Origin of the sequence: Muriicola jejuensis (genome assembly GCF_010671595.1) — a bacterium.
In the GTDB taxonomy this organism is placed as follows: Bacteria; Bacteroidota; Bacteroidia; order Flavobacteriales; family Flavobacteriaceae; genus Muriicola; species Muriicola jejuensis.
This window is the reverse complement of the sequence record NZ_JAABOP010000001.1, coordinates 1,636,183-1,654,807: the sequence shown is the minus strand read 5'-3', so window position 1 is coordinate 1,654,807 and position 18,625 is coordinate 1,636,183. Positions and strand designations below refer to the sequence as shown.

Annotated in this window: 19 protein-coding genes; 16 read left to right on the top strand and 3 right to left on the bottom strand. The window is 50.4% G+C overall.

The genetic code is table 11. From position 1 onward, the window contains the following. Window positions 1-30: 30 nt before the first annotated feature. Window positions 31-408, bottom strand: a complete 378-nt coding sequence (locus tag GWK09_RS07335; RefSeq protein WP_163692334.1) for a HEPN domain-containing protein — start codon at window positions 406-408, stop codon at window positions 31-33. Between the two features lie 67 nt (window positions 409-475). Next, the gene (nifJ, locus tag GWK09_RS07330; protein WP_163692333.1) at window positions 476-4,009 is read right to left on the bottom strand and encodes a pyruvate:ferredoxin (flavodoxin) oxidoreductase; all 3,534 of its coding nucleotides are present in this window, start codon (window positions 4,007-4,009) and stop codon (window positions 476-478) included. Between the two features lie 78 nt (window positions 4,010-4,087). Here nifJ and GWK09_RS07325 point away from each other — a divergent pair, with 78 nt between their 5' ends. Continuing rightward, window positions 4,088-4,300 carry a hypothetical protein gene (locus tag GWK09_RS07325; protein ID WP_163692332.1) on the top strand — a complete coding sequence of 71 codons (213 nt, stop codon included), beginning with the start codon at window positions 4,088-4,090 and terminating at the stop codon, window positions 4,298-4,300. 69 nt (window positions 4,301-4,369) lie between these two features. Here GWK09_RS07325 and GWK09_RS07320 read toward each other — a convergent pair whose 3' ends face one another. After that, window positions 4,370-4,720, bottom strand: a complete 351-nt coding sequence (locus tag GWK09_RS07320) for a 4Fe-4S dicluster domain-containing protein (protein ID WP_163692331.1) — start codon at window positions 4,718-4,720, stop codon at window positions 4,370-4,372. Window positions 4,721-4,874: 154 nt separating this feature from the next. Between GWK09_RS07320 and GWK09_RS07315 the strand changes: the two genes are divergently transcribed. The 15 genes from GWK09_RS07315 (at window position 4,875) to GWK09_RS07250 (ending at window position 18,625) form a co-directional block, all read left to right on the top strand. After that, window positions 4,875-6,728 (top strand): 2-oxoacid:acceptor oxidoreductase subunit alpha, encoded by a 1,854-nt coding sequence (locus GWK09_RS07315; RefSeq protein WP_163692330.1) that lies wholly within the window; start codon window positions 4,875-4,877, stop codon window positions 6,726-6,728. Window positions 6,729-6,730: 2 nt separating this feature from the next. Continuing rightward, window positions 6,731-7,741 (top strand): 2-oxoacid:ferredoxin oxidoreductase subunit beta, encoded by a 1,011-nt coding sequence (locus GWK09_RS07310; protein ID WP_163692329.1) that lies wholly within the window; start codon window positions 6,731-6,733, stop codon window positions 7,739-7,741. 17 nt (window positions 7,742-7,758) lie between these two features. Further along, a complete protein-coding gene (locus tag GWK09_RS07305; protein ID WP_163692328.1) occupies window positions 7,759-8,109 on the top strand; it encodes an NADH-quinone oxidoreductase subunit A in 351 nt (116 codons plus the stop codon). Then, entirely contained in the window at window positions 8,106-8,660 is a 555-nt protein-coding gene (locus GWK09_RS07300) for an NADH-quinone oxidoreductase subunit B (RefSeq protein WP_394367571.1), read from the top strand. Before GWK09_RS07305 ends, GWK09_RS07300 begins: the two co-directional genes overlap by 4 nt. Window positions 8,661-8,671: 11 nt before the next feature. Further along, window positions 8,672-9,133 (top strand): NADH-quinone oxidoreductase subunit C, encoded by a 462-nt coding sequence (locus GWK09_RS14945; protein ID WP_204260370.1) that lies wholly within the window; start codon window positions 8,672-8,674, stop codon window positions 9,131-9,133. 6 nt (window positions 9,134-9,139) lie between these two features. Further along, complete coding sequence (locus tag GWK09_RS07295) at window positions 9,140-10,261, top strand: NADH-quinone oxidoreductase subunit D (protein ID WP_204260369.1); 1,122 nt, start codon at window positions 9,140-9,142, stop codon at window positions 10,259-10,261. Between the two features lie 9 nt (window positions 10,262-10,270). Further along, complete coding sequence (gene nuoH, locus GWK09_RS07290; RefSeq protein ID WP_163692326.1) at window positions 10,271-11,332, top strand: NADH-quinone oxidoreductase subunit NuoH; 1,062 nt, start codon at window positions 10,271-10,273, stop codon at window positions 11,330-11,332. Window positions 11,333-11,335: 3 nt separating this feature from the next. Next, on the top strand, window positions 11,336-11,812 hold the full coding sequence (locus GWK09_RS07285) for a 4Fe-4S binding protein (RefSeq protein ID WP_163692325.1): 477 nt from the start codon (window positions 11,336-11,338) through the stop codon (window positions 11,810-11,812). Window positions 11,813-11,816: 4 nt separating this feature from the next. Then, window positions 11,817-12,341, top strand: a complete 525-nt coding sequence (locus GWK09_RS07280; protein ID WP_163692324.1) for an NADH-quinone oxidoreductase subunit J family protein — start codon at window positions 11,817-11,819, stop codon at window positions 12,339-12,341. Beyond that, window positions 12,338-12,655, top strand: a complete 318-nt coding sequence (gene nuoK, locus GWK09_RS07275; protein ID WP_163692323.1) for an NADH-quinone oxidoreductase subunit NuoK — start codon at window positions 12,338-12,340, stop codon at window positions 12,653-12,655. The genes GWK09_RS07280 and nuoK overlap by 4 nt, the downstream gene beginning before the upstream one ends. A gap of 12 nt (window positions 12,656-12,667) precedes the next feature. Continuing rightward, window positions 12,668-14,587 carry an NADH-quinone oxidoreductase subunit L gene (gene nuoL, locus GWK09_RS07270; protein WP_163692322.1) on the top strand — a complete coding sequence of 640 codons (1,920 nt, stop codon included), beginning with the start codon at window positions 12,668-12,670 and terminating at the stop codon, window positions 14,585-14,587. 10 nt (window positions 14,588-14,597) lie between these two features. Beyond that, the gene (locus GWK09_RS07265; RefSeq protein WP_163692321.1) at window positions 14,598-16,085 is read left to right on the top strand and encodes a complex I subunit 4 family protein; all 1,488 of its coding nucleotides are present in this window, start codon (window positions 14,598-14,600) and stop codon (window positions 16,083-16,085) included. Window positions 16,086-16,103: 18 nt separating this feature from the next. After that, window positions 16,104-17,525 carry an NADH-quinone oxidoreductase subunit N gene (locus GWK09_RS07260; protein WP_239530737.1) on the top strand — a complete coding sequence of 474 codons (1,422 nt, stop codon included), beginning with the start codon at window positions 16,104-16,106 and terminating at the stop codon, window positions 17,523-17,525. Window positions 17,526-17,532: 7 nt separating this feature from the next. Beyond that, a complete protein-coding gene (locus tag GWK09_RS07255; RefSeq protein WP_163692319.1) occupies window positions 17,533-17,889 on the top strand; it encodes a hypothetical protein in 357 nt (118 codons plus the stop codon). Between the two features lie 91 nt (window positions 17,890-17,980). Continuing rightward, the gene (locus GWK09_RS07250; protein ID WP_163692318.1) at window positions 17,981-18,625 is read left to right on the top strand and encodes a hypothetical protein; all 645 of its coding nucleotides are present in this window, start codon (window positions 17,981-17,983) and stop codon (window positions 18,623-18,625) included.

The following is an 18,625-nucleotide window of genomic DNA, read 5'->3' as shown; positions in this document are numbered from 1 at the left end:
CGAAGAAGGCGTGAAAATTGTCAGCCTGGGTCAACCAATGACCTTTTCCTTCCTCAGGAAGGTATCCAGCCTGTTGGCTATCTCAAAGCACCTGCTCACCTTTTCAACCCCGTCACAATACTTGGCCTTTGTGTTTTCATACTGGCAGTTGAACCCTTTCAGATCTACCTGGTTAAAATTCTTATTGAGATTCACACACTGTTTGTAAAGATGATCCAGGGTATCTTCCTTCTTGGTCTCTATGCCGCTGCGCAATAGATATCCTCTGAGATAATTCTGAACTGCGATCTGGGCATTTTTACAAACCAGGAAAGAAACTACATCTTCCTCTGGCCGGTACAATTCTCGGTTGGCTTCCTTCATCTTTTCAACGGCTATCTCGAAATAGCGGTTTGCTAGGGTTTCCATGATGTCTGTAATTGATATTTATAGCGTGATCAAATTAAGTTTCCCCCAGGATCCCCGGGGGAATGCTTTACATATTTCTGAAGAGTTCGAGGCGCTCCCATCTGGTTTCCACTTCTTCCTGGGCTTGTTTTAACAAGCTTGCCCCCAATTCCGGATTTTCCTTGACTACCCTGGTAAATCGGGTTTCCCTGTACATAAAATCCTCAAGCGGCCTGCTGGGTTCCTTGGAATCCAGTTTGAATTTCTTGCCTTTGGGTTTTGACGGGTCGAAACGGAACAATGGCCAGTAACCTGTCTCCACGGCCCTCTCCTGGTGCAGTGCTCCTTCTTTGAGGTCGTATCCGTGTTCCCCGCAGTGGGAGTAAGCCACGATCAGGGAAGGTCCAGGGTAGGCAGCTGCCTCTTCGATGGCCCTCAGGGTTTGCATATCCTTGGCGCCCATCGCTACCTGTGCCACGTACACATTACCATAGGAAATGGCCTGCAAGGCAAGGCTCTTCTTTCCAGTACGCTTACCGGAGACAGAGAACTTGGCACTGGCCCCGAGAGGGGTGGCCTTAGAGGTCTGTCCTCCCGTATTGGAATACACCTCTGTATCCAGCACCATGATATTGATATCTTCTCCTGAAGCCAGGACGTGGTCTACTCCTCCGTATCCGATATCATAGGCCCAACCGTCACCACCGAGGATCCACACAGCCTTTTTCCTTAGGTACTCCGTCAGGTTCAACAACTTTTTGGCCTCAGGGATGTCCCTGTGGGCTTTGAGGATGCTTTTCAATTCATCCAGGTGTTTGAATTTCTCCTTTCGCTGCGCCTCATCTTCCTCCGGATTGTTAAGGATCGATTCTACAAGTTGGCTGCCCACGGTTTCCTCCAGGGATTTCAGCAGATCCACGGCGATTTCCTGTTTTTTTGAAAGCGCCAGCTTCATTCCGAAACCGAATTCGGCATTGTCCTCGAAGAGGGAATTGGCCCAGGCCGGGCCACGACCTTCCTTATTGGTTTTGTAAGGAGTGGTTGGCAGGTTGCCACCGTAGATAGAGGAACAACCCGTGGCATTGGCAATCATGATACTATCGCCGTACAGCTGGGTCAACATCTTGATATAAGGGGTTTCCCCACACCCTGAACACGCACCTGAGAATTCAAAGAGGGGTTCCAGGAACTGGGATCCTTTGACATTGGTGATCTGCAGGGCAGATCGGTCGTAATCAGGCAACTGGGTAAAATAGTTCCAGTGTTCGTTTTCGACCGTGTCTACATCCAGTTTCCTGTGCATGTTGATGGCCTTGAAATCCGGGATCTCCTTGCTTTCAGCCGGACATACGGCCACACAAAGATCACAACCCGTGCAATCTTCCGGAGAGACCTGAAGGATATAGGATTCCTTTTCACCTGTGAACGGCCTTCCCTTAGCTGGAACGTGTTTGAGGGTTTCCGGAGCAGAGGTGAGTTCCTCATTGGGTACTACCTTGGCCCGTATCGCGGCATGTGGACAGATCGCAACGCATTTGTTGCACTGGGTACACAGGTCCTCACCATCCCATACCGGGATAAAGTCGGCTATGCCCCTCTTCTCATACTGGGTCGTCCCTGTGGGAAAGGTCCCGTCAATGGGGAAGTAGCTGACGGGGAGTTCGTCTCCCCTCCCTGCCAGGATCTTACCCAGTACTTCTTTGACAAAGGGATCGGGTTCTCCGCTCATAATGGATCTCAGTCCCCTGGTATTTGTCGTCTTTTTTGGGTAATCTACCTTTTCCAGGTGTTTAAGGGAAGTATCTACCGCTTTGAAATTCATCTTCACCACCTTATCCCCTTTGTGGGAATAGGACTTCACGATGGCGTTTTTGATCTTCTCGATGGCCTCTTCCCTGGGCAGTATTCCTGAGATGGCAAAGAAACAGGTCTGCAGAACCGTATTGGTCCTTTTTCCAAGTTTGGCTTCCTGGGCCACCTTGGTCGCATCTATCACATAGAAATTCAGTTCGTTGTCTATGATCTCCTGCTGCATGGTACTGGGCAACTGATCCCAGATCTCCTCTTTGGAATACGGGGCATTGAGCAGGAAGGTACCTCCCTTTTTGATATGTGAGAGGACATCGTATTTTTCTATAAAATTAAACTGGTGGCAGGCGATGAAATCGGCTGTATTGATCAGGTAGGAAGAATAGACCGGGTTGGGACCAAAGCGCAAATGTGAAATGGTCTGCGCCCCCGCTTTCTTGGAATCGTATACAAAATATCCCTGTACGTAATTATCGGTGGTCTCACCGATGATTTTGATAGAGTTTTTATTGGCTCCAACCGTTCCATCGGACCCAAGGCCGTAGAACATACAGTTAAAGGTCGTTTTTTTCGTTTTGAAGACCGGATTGTATTCCAGGCTGGTATGGCCGAGGTCATCATTGATACCGATAGTGAAGTGGTTCTTGGGTTGTTTCTTGAGCAGTTCATCGAATATCCCTTTGACCATGGCGGGGTTGAATTCCTTGGAGGAGAGGCCATACCTGCCTCCAACGATAACCGGCATTTCTCTCTGGCTTTCCACAAAGGCGGTAACCACATCCAGATACAGGGGTTCGCCAAGGCTGCCGGGTTCTTTGGTCCTGTCGAGGACAGCGATCTTCTTAACCGACTTGGGCAACCTTTCCATAAAGTGATCCATGGAGAAGGGCCTGTATAAGCGTACGAATACGGCACCTACTTTGTCGCCCTGTTCTACAAGGGTCTCAACCGTTTCCCTCACGGCACCTTCTCCGGAACCCATGATGATGATGATACGCTCAGCCTGTGGATGGCCGATGTATTCAAAAAGTTGATACCTGCGACCGGTATGGGTGTAAAACTCATCCATTACTTCCGTGACCACATCAGGTACCCTTGCGTATTGGGGGTTTGCGGCTTCCCTGGCCTGGAAGAATACATCCGGGTTTTGGGAAGTACCCCTTACTACGGGATGGTCCGGATCCAGGGATCTGTTTTTGTGATCCGCGATCTCGTCTTCGGGCATCATCGCCTTGATCACCTCATCGGGGATCGCATCGATCTTGGAGATCTCATGGGAGGTGCGGAACCCGTCAAAAATATTCAGAAAAGGAACGCGGGTCTTTAAGGTAGCGACCTGGGAGATCAGGGCAAAATCCATGGCCTCCTGTACAGAACCCCCGAACATCATGGAGAATCCTGTTTGCCTGGTAGCCATTACATCCGAATGATCCCCGAAGATAGAGAGGGCATGTGTGGCTACGGTCCTTGCGGCCACGTGGATGACGGCAGGCAATAATTCCCCCGCGATCTTATACATGTTGGGTATCATTAATAACAAGCCCTGGGAGGCGGTAAAGGTAGTGGTCAGCGCCCCGGCCTGTAATGAGCCGTGTACGGCCCCGGCAGCTCCGCCTTCGCTTTGCATTTCAACGATACGGGGGACGTTGCCCCAGATATTTTTTTGTCCGTTGGAACTGTAGACATCCACGTGTTCTCCCATGGGTGAAGCTGGTGTGATGGGATAAATGGCACAGACCTCATTGGTCTTATGGGCTATCCTGGCAACCGCCTCATTGGCGTCACAGATCAGTTTTGGAAATTCTCTTTTCATGGTGTTCCATTTAGATTAAAACCTTGTGTAGATTTCTGACCGCAGTTCCCGACAGGTCTCAGAAACGGATATCCGAATATGGACATACCACAGCCTGCAAATCTTTTAAAAGTACCATTATGCCATAGGGTAAACTATGACATTTATCAGGTGTTATTTCCTGTACTCCAGGAGGGTAAATGGGTGGTTTTAACTACGGGTATTGATGAATTGGGAGAAAGGGGATCCGCCATGGGATCCGATGGGCATAAAATCAAAGATCACCCCCCATCCGAAACGGAGGAGGAGTGATCTCTTCGATAGAAATAATTTCCTTTAATGAATGTTTGGAACGCTTTAACTAATATTCGACTCTTGCCTTTATTCCCCGTGCAACCAGGCTTTCTTTTGGAGCAGCTGGTCTTCCGTTTCTACATGATTATCGTCGGGAACACAACAATCTACCGGACAGACGGAGGCACATTGAGGTTCATCATGGAATCCTTTACACTCCGTGCACTTGTCGGGAACAATGTAGTAGAATTCATCCGATATAGGTTCATTCTCAGCATCAGCGTCCACCTCTGCCCCACCAGGAGTCGTCACTGTGCCGGATAAAGCGGTTTCATCAGAGTACGACCATTCCTGGTCCGGTTCGTAGATCGCATTATTGGGACATTCCGAGATACAGGCATCGCAGTTAATGCATTCGTCTGTGATTATAATAGCCATAATAACAAATTTGAATACTTGAGGTTAAAAGTAGATAACCTCTTCTCCTAATTTAATGATAAAAATCATGTTTCCTTGATTATCCAGAAATTAAATTTGATCTTTATATGTCCTTGCCGTCTCTCTAACATTTTATTCTAAATCCTAAGGAATCATGGATATACAAACTGACACTCCCCAAGAGATCCTGGAAGCGGTCATCATTCGTTTTGTTGGCGATTCCGGGGATGGTATGCAGCTCACGGGTACTCAATTCTCCGATACTTCAGCCATGTTCGGGAATGATGTGGCCACATTCCCTAATTACCCTGCCGAAATCCGGGCCCCTCAGGGAAGTCTGTACGGGGTATCCGGATACCAGGTGCACATCGGGAGTGTGGAGATCAGCACCCCCGGAGATGAAGTAGACCTGCTGGTAGCCATGAATCCGGCCGGATTGAAAACAAACCTGCACGCCGTTAAACCGGGGCACACCATTATAGTAGATACCGACGCCTTTACTAAAAAGAACCTGGAAAAGGCCCAGTACGAAACCAATCCGCTGGAAGACAACAGCCTGGAGAATTACAGGGTGATAGAGGTGGCCATGACCTCCCTCACGAAAGAGGCACTCAAGGATGTACAGGGCCTGGATAACAAGGCCATTACCAGAAGTAAGAATATGTTCGCCCTGGGGATGGTTTACTGGATGTACCACCGCTCCACGGAACACACCATAGAATTTTTCCAAAAGAAGTTCAGGAACAAACCCGAGCTCATCGAGGCAAATACCAAGGTCCTCAATGCCGGTTATTTCTTCGCGGAAACCCTTGAACTCATCCCGAATGCCTATACCATCTCCCCGGCTAAAATGCCGGCAGGCACCTACAGGATCATCATGGGGAATACTGCTACTGCCTGGGGGTTCCTGGCAGCGGCAGAAAAATCCGGGATGGAACTTTTTCTGGGTTCTTATCCTATAACCCCCGCTTCGGATATCCTTCACGAACTGGTAAAGCACAAACACTTTGGGGTGAAAACCCTCCAGGCAGAAGACGAGATAGCTGGTATTACCTCTGCCATTGGGGCTTCCTTTGCAGGAGACCTCGCGATCACCACTACCTCGGGCCCCGGACTGGCCCTTAAGGGAGAGGCCCTGGGTCTGGCCATGATGATCGAACTTCCCCTGGTGGTGGTTGACGTACAAAGAGGTGGTCCCTCCACCGGATTGCCTACCAAAACGGAGCAATCAGACCTGCTGCAGGCTATGTATGGACGGAATGGGGAGAGCCCCGTGATCGTCATTGCAGCGAGTACGCCTGCCAATTGTTTCAATTTCGCCTATCAGGCAGCCAAGCTCACCCTGGAGCATATGACGCCTGTCATCCTGCTCACGGACGGGTATATAGCTAATGGTTCTGCTCCATGGAAAATTCAGACGGTGGATGATATGCCCGAGATCAAAAACATGAAACTGACAGAGGCAAAGGAGGATTATATGCCTTATGAACGCGATAAGGATTCCCTGGCACGGTACTGGGCCGTTCCGGGTACCCCGGGACTGGAACACCGAGTAGGGGGTCTTGAGAAGGACAAGATCTCCGGGAATGTCTCTTACGTTCCGGAAAATCACGAATACATGACCCGAATCAGGGCAGAAAAAGTCAAACGCGTACAGAATTATATCCCGACTCAGAAAGTGGAATTCGCCCAGTCTGGAGATCTGCTGGTCATCGGATGGGGAGGGACATACGGAAGTTTGCATACGGCTGTAAAACACCTGCACGAGGAGGGATTCAAGAATATAGGCCTGGCGCATTTCCACTACCTCAATCCTCTGCCTGCCAATACAGAAGAGGTCCTCAGCCATTTCAAGAAGATCGTTGTATGCGAATTGAACACCGGGCAGTTCGTCAAAGTGCTGAAGTCTCATTTCGGCAAGTATGAATTCCTGCAATACAACAAGATTCAGGGCTTGCCCTTTTCCAACAATGAATTGAAAGAAAAATTCAAACAAATCCTATCATAACCATGGAAACAGCCGTTCAGGAATACACGTACAAAGACTTTGCGAGCGACCAGGAAGTGCGCTGGTGTCCGGGGTGTGACGACTATGTGATCTTGCGATCTGTACAAAAGGCACTGCCTGAGATCGGGGTGAAGAAGGAAAATATCGTCTTTATTTCAGGGATCGGATGTTCCTCCCGCTTCCCGTATTACATGAATACCTACGGCATGCACGGCATCCATGGGAGGGCCACCGCTATAGCATCAGGCGTAAAACTCGCCAATCCAAAACTAAGCGTATGGGTGATCACCGGAGATGGAGACTCCATGGCCATTGGCGGGAACCATTTCATACACGTACTCCGCCGGAACCTCGATCTCAATATCATCCTGTTCAACAATGAGATCTACGGCCTCACCAAGGGCCAGTTCTCCCCAACCTCCCTGGTTGGGCAGAAGACCAAGTCCTCCCCTTACGGAAATACGCAACCGCCTTTTTCAGCGGGAGAACTCGCCCTGGGGGCACAGGCCCGATTTTTTGCCAGGATTGGCGGAAATACCCCCAAGGAGATGACGGACATCTTTATAGCCTCCGAAAAATACAAGGGTACCGCCCTGGTGGAGGTACTGCAGAATTGCCCTATTTTTAATGATGGGTGCTTTGCGAAATACACTGACAAGGCAGTGCGTGAGGACAGGCAGCTCTTTGTGGAACACGGCAAACCCATGATCTTCGGAAAAGTCCGGGATAAGGGGTTGGTCCTGAAAGGCCTACGCCTTGAAGTGGCAACTATTGGTGAGAATGGGATTGAGGAATCAGATATCCTTGTGCACGATGCCAAAGAACAGGATCCCACCCTGCACCAGATGCTGGTCAGGCTCGAATATCCGATGGTTACCGGTATCATCCGTAGTTTTGAGGATGTTACCTTCGAGGAGAGGGAAGATGCCCTTACCATTCAGGTAAAATCCAACTCTTCTTTCAGGAAGACCAATGACCTCTTTTTCTCCGGGGATACCTATGATATTAAATGACGACTGACATCTAACCTATGGGATCAGAAGCAATTATCGTATTCTTTTTGGCAGGCGTAGTGCTCGTCACCGGGGCTAATTTCCTGTCGAATCTGATCTCACCCAAATCCGACAGCGATGCCAAAAGGGCGCCTTACGAAAGTGGGATGACCACCATAGGGCCTACCTGGGTACAGTTCAAGGTCGGGTACTACCTCTTCGCCATCCTCTTTCTGGTCTTCGATGTAGAGATCGCCTTCCTGGTCCCCTGGGCAGTGGCATATAAGGGAATAGGGGCCATAGCATTTGTCGAGGTCCTGATCTTCCTCTTTATCCTGGGGCTGGGACTATTATACGCATGGAAAAAAGGAGCTTTGAAATGGAAATGAACGAATCGCAGAAAATACCGGAGGATTTTCCCGGAAAAGTGATCCCGGCCGGGAACGGGGCTAATGTCGTGGTGACCAACCTCGACAAGATCATCAACTGGGGAAGGTCCAATTCCCTGTGGTCTCTGTATTTCGGGACCAGTTGCTGTGCCATTGAGATGATGCAGACCGGAGCAGCCAGGCATGATTATTCCCGCTTTGGTTTCGAGGTGGCCCGTCCTTCACCCAGACAGGCCGATCTGATCATTATCGCCGGGACCATAGTCAATAAAATGGCCCCTGTGTTAAGGCGTCTGTACGAACAGATGGCAGAACCCCGCTACGTGATCGCAATGGGGGCCTGTGCTATTTCCGGAGGCCCCTTCTTTTACAACACCTATTCCGTGGTCAAAGGTGCAGACCACGTCATTCCCGTAGACGTCTATGTCCCCGGTTGTCCTCCGAGACCTGAGGCGCTCCTGGAAGGCATGCTGATGTTGCAGGACAAGATCCGAAAAGAAAACAGGAAAGAAAAAAAGAATCCCGTGGAGGGGTTTGACGAAGGCCTATAAAAATTGAACCTATGACCCATGAAGCCTTACAAGACCTGATCGGGAGCTGGTTCCAGGAACTGGAATTCACCTCTGAGGAATCGCAGTTCCTCAATATCAAAGTACCCCCTGAAAACCTTCACGCTCTGATGCAGCAGCTCAGGGAGCATCCCGATACCCGCTTCGATTACCTGTTTTGCCTGTCCGGGGTAGACTGGGGTGAAGAATTAGGGGTGGTCTACCACCTCGAATCAACAACCAAAAGGCATATGCTCGTGGTAAAGGTCTATACAGCCGACAGGGAGAACCCCGAATTTGATTCGGTTTCCGATATCTGGGCAACAGCCGAATTCCACGAAAGGGAGGTATTCGACTTTTTTGGTATCAGATTCACGAACCATCCAAATCTTAAACGCCTCTTTTTGACCGAGGACTGGGAAGGATTTCCTCTGAGAAAGGACTATGAAGACGATGTCAATATGATCTTACATTAAGCGCCCATGGAAACCGAAGTATTATACAGCAATTTCAAATCCGAGGAATACTTCATCAATATGGGGCCCCAGCATCCGGCTACCCACGGCGTGCTAAGACTCCTGCTGACCATCGATGGTGAGATCATCAAAAAGGTGGAACCCGACCTGGGATATATCCACCGTTCCATCGAAAAGATGTGCGAAAGGGACAGTTACCAGCAGATCGTTCACCTCACCGACCGCATGGACTACCTGTCTGCCAACATCAACAACGAAGCGGTCTGCCTGGCCGTGGAAAATGCCCTGCAGCTGGAGATCCCTGAGAGGGTAAAAGTGATCCGAACCATCATTGGAGAACTTACGCGTATCGCCTCCCATTGTTTGTGGTGGGGAGTGATGGGCATGGACGTAGGGGCTCTGACCACCTATTTCTACGGTTTCCGGGACAGGGAGATGATCAATGACATCATGGAAGAGACCTGTGGGGCCCGTTTGACCATGAATTACAACGTGCCGGGCGGACTCATGCTGGACATTCATCCCAACTTTGTAAATAGGGTAAAGGAATTTGTGGCCCACTTCAAGACCAAACTACCCGAATACGACAGGTTATTGACCGGGAATGTGATCTTTCAGAAACGAACCGTGGGTGTCGGCGTCCTGAGCAGGGAAGACGCCATTTCCTTTGGCGCATCCGGCCCTGTGGGAAGGGCTTCGGGGTATTCCTGTGACGTGCGTAAACACCATCCTTACAGCGCCTATGACAGGGTCACCTTCGAGGAGGCACTGAGGACCGAAGGCGATACCTATGCGCGCTACCTGGTGCGCATACAGGAGATGTGGGAATCCCTCTCCATCGTGGAACAATTGATTGACAATATTCCCGAAGGAGAACACAGGGTAGCCACGAATGCAGTCATAAAATTGCCGAAGGGAGAATACTACCAAAAGGTGGAGACGGCCAGGGGAGAACTCGGGGTGTACATTATCAGCACGGGCACGAAGAACCCGTACCGACTCAAATTCCGATCCCCGGGATTTTCCAACCTGTCCCTGTTAAACCATATCGCCGTGGGTGGAAAAATTGGAGACCTGGTGGCTACGATGGCCACCCTGGATCTCGTCATACCCGATATTGACCGTTAATTGAATGAAATGATGCCATTGAGAATCACGGAGAATATACACAACTGGCTCTTCAGCGTCATGCCCGAGGGCGTGGCCAGCCTGGTGGAAATGACCCTTATAGCCGTGGTATACCTCACCATTTTTGCGGTTGCAGGCCTGTTCCTGGTCTTGCTGGAACGAAGGGTTGCGGCCTGGTTCCAGCTGAGGATAGGCCCGAACAGGGTCGGGCCCCAGGGGTTGTTGCAGACCATGGCCGACGCTATCAAACTCCTGACCAAGGAGCTCACCGGAACGGAAAAAGCCGATAAGTTCCTCTATAACCTGGCTCCCTATTTCGTCATCATCTCCGCCCTGATGGCACTGGCGGTCATACCCTTTTCAGCAGAATTCCATGCTTTCGACATCAACATCGGTATTTTTTTCCTGATCGCTATTTCGTCCATAGGGGTCATCGGTATCTTGCTGGGAGGCTGGAGCAGCAACAATAAGTACGCCCTGATCGGTGCTATGAGGAGCGGGGTCCAAACCATAAGCTATGAGCTCTCTGTAGGGCTCTCCCTCCTGACCATGGTCGTGATTACGGGATCCCTTCAATTATCGGAGATCATTGAGGTTCAAAAAAGTGGCTGGCTGATCCTGCAGGGACATATCCCTGCCGCCATCGCCTTTATGGTATTCATGATCTCAGGAACGGCAGAGACCAACCGTGCACCCTTCGATATGGTAGAGGCCGAATCGGAATTAGGTGCGGGGTTCCACACGGAATATTCAGGGATGAAATTTGCTTATTTCTTCCTGGCGGAATTTATAAACATGTTTATCATTTCGGCTATCGCGGCCACGGTATTCTTCGGCGGCTGGCTCTCCCCTTTCGGAATAACGGAATCTATTCCCGAGTTGGGTGTTTTCTGGTTCCTGCTCAAGACCATGGCCCTTGTCTTTTTGATGATGTGGTTCCGCTGGACCTTCCCCAGGCTGAGGGTAGATCAGCTGCTTACCCTGGAGTGGAAGTACCTGCTTCCCATAAATTTGGTGAATTTGGTTCTGATGGCCCTCCTGGTATGGCTAAACTTAACGCTAAGACTATGACGTATGAGCTACTTTTCTGATATCTATAAAGGCATAAAGACCCTTCTGACCGGGATGAGCGTGACGGGCAAATACTTCGTCACTTCCAGAAAAGGGGCCATCACCCAGCAGTACCCGGACAACCGGGATACTCTCCAAATGTTCGAAAGGTTCAGGGGGGAGGTGATCATGCCCCACACCGATGACAATGAACACCGGTGTACGGGTTGCCAGAAATGTGAGATCGCCTGCCCCAATGGCACCATCGAGATCATATGGGACCGGGGCATCGATGAGGCAACGGGGAAAAAGAAGAAGAAAATAGACCAATTCGTATATCACCTGAGCATGTGTACCATGTGCGGGCTCTGTATAGACGTTTGCCCGCATGATGCCATCAAATGGGGGCAGAACTTCGAGAATTCGGTGTATGACAGGTCAACCCTCACACGAGTGCTCAACAAACCCGGATCCACACTCATGCAGGGTGTAGAAGATTAAGCCTATGGAAAGAATCCTCTTTTATATCCTCGCCCTGATCATGATCGGTTTTGCCCTTGCCTCCGTGATGAGCAGGAGGATGTTGCGCTCGGTGATCTACCTTCTGTTTGTGCTCTGTGCCGTGGCCGGGGTATATTTTATGATGGATTACAACTTCCTTGCGGCGATCCAGCTCACGATCTATGCCGGGGGGATCATCGTCCTGATCATCTTTTCCGTCCTGCTCGTCCACCATATTGAGATGCGTATGGAGATCGCCAGGCCCACCAGGCAACTGCTCACCGCCCTGGCCTGCTCCCTGGGGCTGGCTGCCTTCCTTTCGGTGATCTATACCTATGATTTCCAGGTATCAGGTCCCGGCCCGGGAACAGAGGTATCCGTTATTGGAGCCAAATTGCTCGATTATGGAGAAGGCGGGTTTATCCTTCCTTTTGAAGTGATCAGCGTATTGCTGCTGGCCGCCATGGTAGGAGCCATTGTGATCGCGAAAGGCACCAAATTATCAGAGAATAAAAACGAGGTGAAATGATAGAAGGCATATCCATTTACGAACTGCTGACCGTTACGTCCATCCTGTTCTTTATAGGCATTTACGGCTTTATCACCCGTAAGAACCTGATCTCCGTGCTCATTTCCGTGGAACTTATCCTCAACGCCGGGGCGGTCAATTTTGTCGTGATCAACAAATACCTGTATCCGGACGTACTGCAGGGCATGATCTTCTCCATTTTCATCATCGCCGTCGCCGCTGCCGAAACCGCATTGGCGATCTCTATCATCATTAATCTGTACAGGAAGATCAGTTCCGTGGAAGTCAGGGATGTGGAAACCATGAAATATTAAAAAGACCGACCTATGAATTACAGCCTTATCATCCTGATCCCCCTCATCCCCCTGGCGGTCTTTCTGGTCCTGGGCCTTTTGAACAGGAAGATAGGCCCCGCTGTATCCGGTTTGATTGGAGTTAGCGGTATACTTTTGAGCACCGTTCTCTCCTTTTACACCGCCTATCAGTATTTCGGGGTCGTCGGGAAGGTCTCGGGAGCCTACCCGACCCTTGTTGAGTCGGTGGTCTGGATGAATTTCACAGACACTTTGAGGATCGATATGGGTGTACTGATCGATCCCATTTCGGTCATGATGCTGATCGTGGTATCCACCGTCTCACTGATGGTCCATATCTACAGCAGGGGCTATATGAAAGGGGATGAAGGGTATACCAGATTCTTTTCCTTCCTCTCCCTTTTTACCTTTTCCATGTTCGGCCTGGTACTTGCGACCAACCTCTTTCAGATATACATTTTCTGGGAACTGGTAGGGGTTTCCTCTTACCTCCTGATCGGTTATTACTACACAAAGGAATCTGCTGTGGCAGCCGCCAAGAAGGCCTTTATCGTGACCCGTTTTGCCGACCTGGGGTTTCTGATCGGCATACTCCTGATCGGCTACTACACAGGTACCTACGATTTTGGGGCCCTGAACGATCCGGGAGGAGCCATCCTATCGAACTGGGCACCGGCCTCTTTTATGGGGCTTTCCGTACTCACCTGGGGCTTGATCCTGATCTTTATCGGGGGAGCGGGTAAATCGGCTATGTTCCCCCTCCATATCTGGCTCCCGGACGCCATGGAAGGACCCACCCCCGTCTCTGCCCTGATCCACGCGGCCACCATGGTGGTTGCAGGTGTCTTCCTGGTAGCCCGTTTGTTCCCTATGTATTTCTTTGTGGAGGACGGATTTGCCCTCCAGATCGTCGCCTTCGTCGGAGCGTTTTCGGCTTTATTCGCTGCGGTCATCGCCCTTACTCAGACGGATATCAAGAGGGTGCTGGCCTATTCCACCATGTCCCAGCTGGGGTATATGATGCTCGCCCTGGGCGTTTCCGGATATGAAGGCAGTGAGGGACTAGGGTACATGTCTTCCATGTTCCATTTGTTCACCCATGCCATGTTCAAAGCCCTGCTGTTCCTCTGTGCCGGTTCGGTCATCCATGCGGTACACAGCAACGAGTTAAAGGACATGGGACAACTGAGGAAATACATGCCTGTCACTCACATCAGCTTCCTGATCGCCGCCCTTGCGATAGCGGGGATCCCTCCTTTTGCAGGCTTCTGGAGCAAGGATGAGATCCTGGTAGCCGTCTTTGAACACAATACCTTCCTATACGGCATAGGGATCCTGGTCGCGGGCCTTACCGCCATCTATATCTTCAGGATCTATTTCGGGATCTTTTGGGGAAAGAACAAGGCATACGAACACAGTCCCCATGAGTCGCCCTCCTCCATGACCTTCCCCCTGGTCGTACTGGCGGTACTCAGCGCTACGGTAGGATTTATTCCCTTCAGTTCGTTCATAAGTCCGGACAGGACAGGATTCGAAGGTCATATAGACATCCCCATGGCCATAGTGGCTGTAGCGGTGGCTCTCCTGGGCCTTGGTGTTGCCTGGATCCTCTATAAAAAAGAAAGTGAAATGGTCTCCCGATTGACAGACCGGCTGGGCGTGCTTTATACCTGGGCACACCAGAAATTCTATGTGGATGAACTCTACCTGTTCGTCACAAAGAACATTCTTTTTAAAGGCATTGCAGCAGGAGCGGCCTGGTTCGACCGGAATATTGTGGACGGGACCATGAACCTCATCGGAAATTCGACCGTGGTGCTCTCGAGAAAGATAAAAGGAATGCAATCCGGCCGGGTACAGGATTACGCTATGGCCTTTGTGAGCGGGACCGTCCTGCTGGCCATTCTATTTATTTATTTGTGGACCTCATAAGGCTAAGCCTATGGATATTTTATCGTTGTTTATAGTTTTTCCCCTGCTAACGGTCCTCGTACTCCTCGGTGCGAAATCCCTGAAACAGGCTCGTCTGATCGCCCTGGCAGGCACCATTGTGCAGGTAGGCATGTCTGTGAACCTCCTCTTCGCCTATCTCAGGGAAAGGTCGGTCAATGATGAGATCATGCTCTTTACCCGGGACCTCGTCTGGTTTAAAGACTTCAATATCCATTACAGTATAGGGGTGGATGGGATCTCCGTGGCCTTGCTCATACTGACCTCCCTGGTCGTCCTGGCAGGTGTATTTATTTCCTGGAAGATGGAAGAACTCCCCAGGGAATTCTTTATTTCCCTCATCGTCCTTTCTACCGGGGTATACGGGTTCTTTATATCCCTGGACCTCTTCCTCATGTTCGTATTTTTTGAAATAGCGGTCATCCCCATGTTCCTGCTTATCGGTATCTGGGGTTCCGGACCCCGGGAATACGCCGCGATGAAGCTCACCCTGATGCTGATGGGAGCTTCTGCTATCTTACTGGTGGGCATTCTGGGGATCTATTTCAATTCCGGGGCAGACGGTGGACCTCTGACCTTTAATATACTCGAGATCGCCAAGGTGCAGATCCCGGTAGAGGCACAGAAGCTTTTCTTTCCTCTTACCTTCATCGGGTTTGCGGTGATAGGGGCCCTTTTCCCCTTTCATACCTGGTCCCCGGATGGTCATGCCTCCGCTCCTACCGCCGTTTCCATGCTGCATGCAGGCGTACTGATGAAGTTGGGGGGCTATGGAGTTTTCAGGGTGGCCATGTACCTTATGCCGGAAGGAACCCTGCACTGGTCCTGGTTCTTTATCGTTCTCGCCGCCTTTGGGGTAATCTACGGGGCGTTTGCCGCCATCAGGCAGACCGACCTGAAGTACATCAACGCCTATTCTTCTGTAAGTCACCTGGGACTTGTCCTTTTTGCCTTGCTGATGCTCAACAAAACCGCCTGGAACGGCGCCATTATTCAGTCGCTCTCCCACGGCTTTATGACCGCCCTTTTCTTTGCCCTGATCGGGATGATCTACGAACGGACCCACACTCGAGATGTAACCAGGCTAGGAGGCCTGCTGAAGGTGATCCCATTCATTTCGGCGACCTACGTGATAGGTGGGCTCGCTTCCCTCGGTCTTCCAGGTTTCAGCGGATTCGTGGCCGAGATGAACATCTTTGTGGGAGCTTTCCAGCACCCGGAGATTTCTTACCGGATCGCTTCCATTTTTGCCGTGTCGGCCATCGTGGTGACCGCAGTCTACATCCTGAGGGTAGTGGGAATGATGCTGATGGGGCCGCTGAAAGAGAACTCCCTCACGCCTATGGAACGGGCCACCTGGTACGAAAAGGCGGGTATCTTTTTGATGCTGCTCCCCATTATTGGGATTGGGGTGGCACCCCTATGGCTGAGTGAGATGATTTTACAAAGTATACAACCCTTTATACAGGGGGTATTATAAAAGCCCGGAACCATGGATATGGAAACCCTTTTATTGCTCAGACAGGAAGTATCCCTCCTGCTCATTGCACTGGTCCTCCTACTCTTCGAGATCTTTGCCAATGATCGAAACAGGGCAGGAGTAGTGTCACTTGCCATCGTTCTGTTTGGCCTTCATACCGCCCTTGGATTTATGGACATGAAGGAAGGCGAGCTCTTTGGGGGCATGTTCCGAACCAATGCCCTCATCCATATGTTCAAGAACATCCTGAACCTGGGTGTACTTATCGTACTGTTGCAGTCGGCCGAATGGGTGAAGAAAGAACTCATCCCCCAGAACCGGGGTACTGAATTCTTTATCCTGATGCTATCCTCCCTCCTCGGGCTTCAGTTCCTGATCTCCTCAGGAGATTTCCTGATGTTCTACCTGGGATTGGAATTATCCACTCTGCCCCTGGCAGCCCTTGCAGCCTTTGAGATATACCGTATGCGTTCGAGTGAGGCGGGGATCAAGCTTATCCTCTCCTCTGCCCTGGCTTCCGGCATCACACTTTTCGGGATCTCCCTCCTTTACGCCTCCTCCGGTTCCATATACTATGCGGAATTGCAAGGGGCGATCTCGGAGAACCCCCTCACCGTCCTTGCCATGATCCTGTTCTTTGCCGGACTGGGATTCAAGATATCCCTGGTTCCCTTCCATTTCTGGACCGCCGACGTGTACGAAGGGGCGCCAATCGGGATTGCGTCCTATCTGTCGGTCATTTCAAAGGGAGCGGCCATTTTTATCCTGATGATCCTGTTCTTTACGGTCTTAAAACCGCTTATGCACCTATGGGAAAACCTGTTCTATCTTCTGTCCGTACTGACCATGTTCCTCGGGAACCTCTTCGCCCTGCGCCAGCAGAATATGAAGCGATTCCTGGCCTTTTCCTCCATCGCCCAGGCAGGATTTATTCTCCTGGGTCTGATCACAGGAACTACTCTGGGTGTGGCCACCGTGATCTACTTTATATTGATCTATATTTTTTCCAATCTCGCTGCTTTTGGCGTCGTGCAGGCCATTTCCACAGAAACGGGCAAAGAGCAACTTCAGGATTATGAAGGGCTGTATCGCACCAATCCAAAATTGAGTCTGGTGATGATGCTCGGGTTGTTCTCCCTGGCCGGAATACCCCCCGTTGCAGGCTTTTTCGGCAAGTTCTTCCTCTTCACGGCTGCAGCCAGCAAGGGCTATTACTTTCTGGTCTTCCTGGCCGTGGTCAATGTCACGATCTCACTCTATTATTATTTGCTGGTGGTACGGGCCATGTTCCTCCGCAAAAGCGAGCATCCCATCCCCTATTTCACCAATACGGTTTATATGAGGATCGGACTTGTGATCACCGTGATCGGGATCCTAGCACTCGGACTCTACAGCCCGATCTACGATTATATTTACGCCTTGAGCAGTACCCTAAATTGAAAATAGAATGAGCTTATCAGGAAAACACATGTTTGGCAGTATAGAGGATACCCGGGTTACCTTCGTGGAGAAAGGAGTGGATGAAAACCGCAGGGATTTCCTGAAAAAACTGCTGGAACACAATGGTTTTGAAGTGCTTACCGAGGAAGAAAAGAAAAAGAGCGAGGAAGACCCCCAACTCTACACCGTCGCAGTAACGGATATGGTATTTAACCCGACCATTTGGGTCTACCAGCGAAAGCTCAGGACCTTTGATGGCAGGAAGGTAACCCCGGCATACTGGAATCAGGAAACCACGGACACCCACCCTCAGTACTGGAATGTAAAACCCCCCAGGAACGGCCAAAAACAGGTACCCGAATAAGGAAAACTTCATCCGGAGTTTATCGATTTTAACAAGGATTTATACAGGCATGGCAGGGTATTTGCTACTTTTATAATCCTAAAGTGTTGTCATGAAGGCCTTTATTTCTGCTATATGCATCTTGGGAGTTGCCGCGATGGGAATGTCACAGACCGATATTCCCAAGACCCAGCCCCTGAAGATAGGGCCAAAACCGAATTTGGACATCAAGGCCACCCCCACCCCGAATGCGACCCTGAATATGCCATCGGTGATCGACATGGGAAAGAGCCCGAATCTCAGTGATTCCATGAACCCCAATATCCAAATGCTCCCGGACAGGGAACTAAAGCAGGCCGGGTTCGACATGGTTATTGACCCCAAGGTGGGAGAACGGGAAAAAGGGAATAGCAAGGAGCATTATGGAGACATGTACCTGGGGGATGTGAAGACGTCCTCCAAATTTGTGGGCATCGTTTGCCGGGACCACGAGTATGTCGATGGAGACAGGGTAAAGATCTATGCCAATGGAGAAGTGGTTGAACCCAATATCCTGCTCACCGGCAGTTTCAAGGGGATCAATCTAAATTTGGAAAAGGGGTTTAACCGCCTCGATTTTGAAGCCTTAAACCAGGGAACCTCCGGCCCGAACACCGCACAGGTGGATGTCTATGACGATATGGGCAAGCTCATTTACTCGAATAAATGGCTGCTTTCCACGGGTTCCAAAGCTTCCCTGATCATCGTTAAAGACTAG

What these genes read in the sequence shown, in the direction of transcription:
- GWK09_RS07285 (WP_163692325.1), top strand. Translation starts at nt 11,336, where the DNA reads ATGAGCTACTTTTCTGATATCTATAAAGGCATAAAGACCCTTCTGACC.
- GWK09_RS07260 (WP_239530737.1), top strand. Translation starts at nt 16,104, where the DNA reads ATGGAAACCCTTTTATTGCTCAGACAGGAAGTATCCCTCCTGCTCATT.
- nuoK (WP_163692323.1), top strand. Translation starts at nt 12,338, where the DNA reads ATGATAGAAGGCATATCCATTTACGAACTGCTGACCGTTACGTCCATC.
- GWK09_RS07255 (WP_163692319.1), top strand. Translation starts at nt 17,533, where the DNA reads ATGAGCTTATCAGGAAAACACATGTTTGGCAGTATAGAGGATACCCGG.
- GWK09_RS07315 (WP_163692330.1), top strand. Translation starts at nt 4,875, where the DNA reads ATGGATATACAAACTGACACTCCCCAAGAGATCCTGGAAGCGGTCATC.
- GWK09_RS07280 (WP_163692324.1), top strand. Translation starts at nt 11,817, where the DNA reads ATGGAAAGAATCCTCTTTTATATCCTCGCCCTGATCATGATCGGTTTT.
- GWK09_RS07250 (WP_163692318.1), top strand. Translation starts at nt 17,981, where the DNA reads ATGAAGGCCTTTATTTCTGCTATATGCATCTTGGGAGTTGCCGCGATG.
- GWK09_RS07300 (WP_394367571.1), top strand. Translation starts at nt 8,106, where the DNA reads ATGAACGAATCGCAGAAAATACCGGAGGATTTTCCCGGAAAAGTGATC.
- GWK09_RS07325 (WP_163692332.1), top strand. Translation starts at nt 4,088, where the DNA reads ATGGACATACCACAGCCTGCAAATCTTTTAAAAGTACCATTATGCCAT.
- GWK09_RS07295 (WP_204260369.1), top strand. Translation starts at nt 9,140, where the DNA reads ATGGAAACCGAAGTATTATACAGCAATTTCAAATCCGAGGAATACTTC.
- GWK09_RS14945 (WP_204260370.1), top strand. Translation starts at nt 8,672, where the DNA reads ATGACCCATGAAGCCTTACAAGACCTGATCGGGAGCTGGTTCCAGGAA.
- GWK09_RS07265 (WP_163692321.1), top strand. Translation starts at nt 14,598, where the DNA reads ATGGATATTTTATCGTTGTTTATAGTTTTTCCCCTGCTAACGGTCCTC.
- nifJ (WP_163692333.1), bottom strand. Translation starts at nt 4,009, where the DNA reads ATGAAAAGAGAATTTCCAAAACTGATCTGTGACGCCAATGAGGCGGTT.
- nuoH (WP_163692326.1), top strand. Translation starts at nt 10,271, where the DNA reads ATGATGCCATTGAGAATCACGGAGAATATACACAACTGGCTCTTCAGC.
- GWK09_RS07310 (WP_163692329.1), top strand. Translation starts at nt 6,731, where the DNA reads ATGGAAACAGCCGTTCAGGAATACACGTACAAAGACTTTGCGAGCGAC.
- GWK09_RS07320 (WP_163692331.1), bottom strand. Translation starts at nt 4,720, where the DNA reads ATGGCTATTATAATCACAGACGAATGCATTAACTGCGATGCCTGTATC.
- GWK09_RS07335 (WP_163692334.1), bottom strand. Translation starts at nt 408, where the DNA reads ATGGAAACCCTAGCAAACCGCTATTTCGAGATAGCCGTTGAAAAGATG.
- GWK09_RS07305 (WP_163692328.1), top strand. Translation starts at nt 7,759, where the DNA reads ATGGGATCAGAAGCAATTATCGTATTCTTTTTGGCAGGCGTAGTGCTC.
- nuoL (WP_163692322.1), top strand. Translation starts at nt 12,668, where the DNA reads ATGAATTACAGCCTTATCATCCTGATCCCCCTCATCCCCCTGGCGGTC.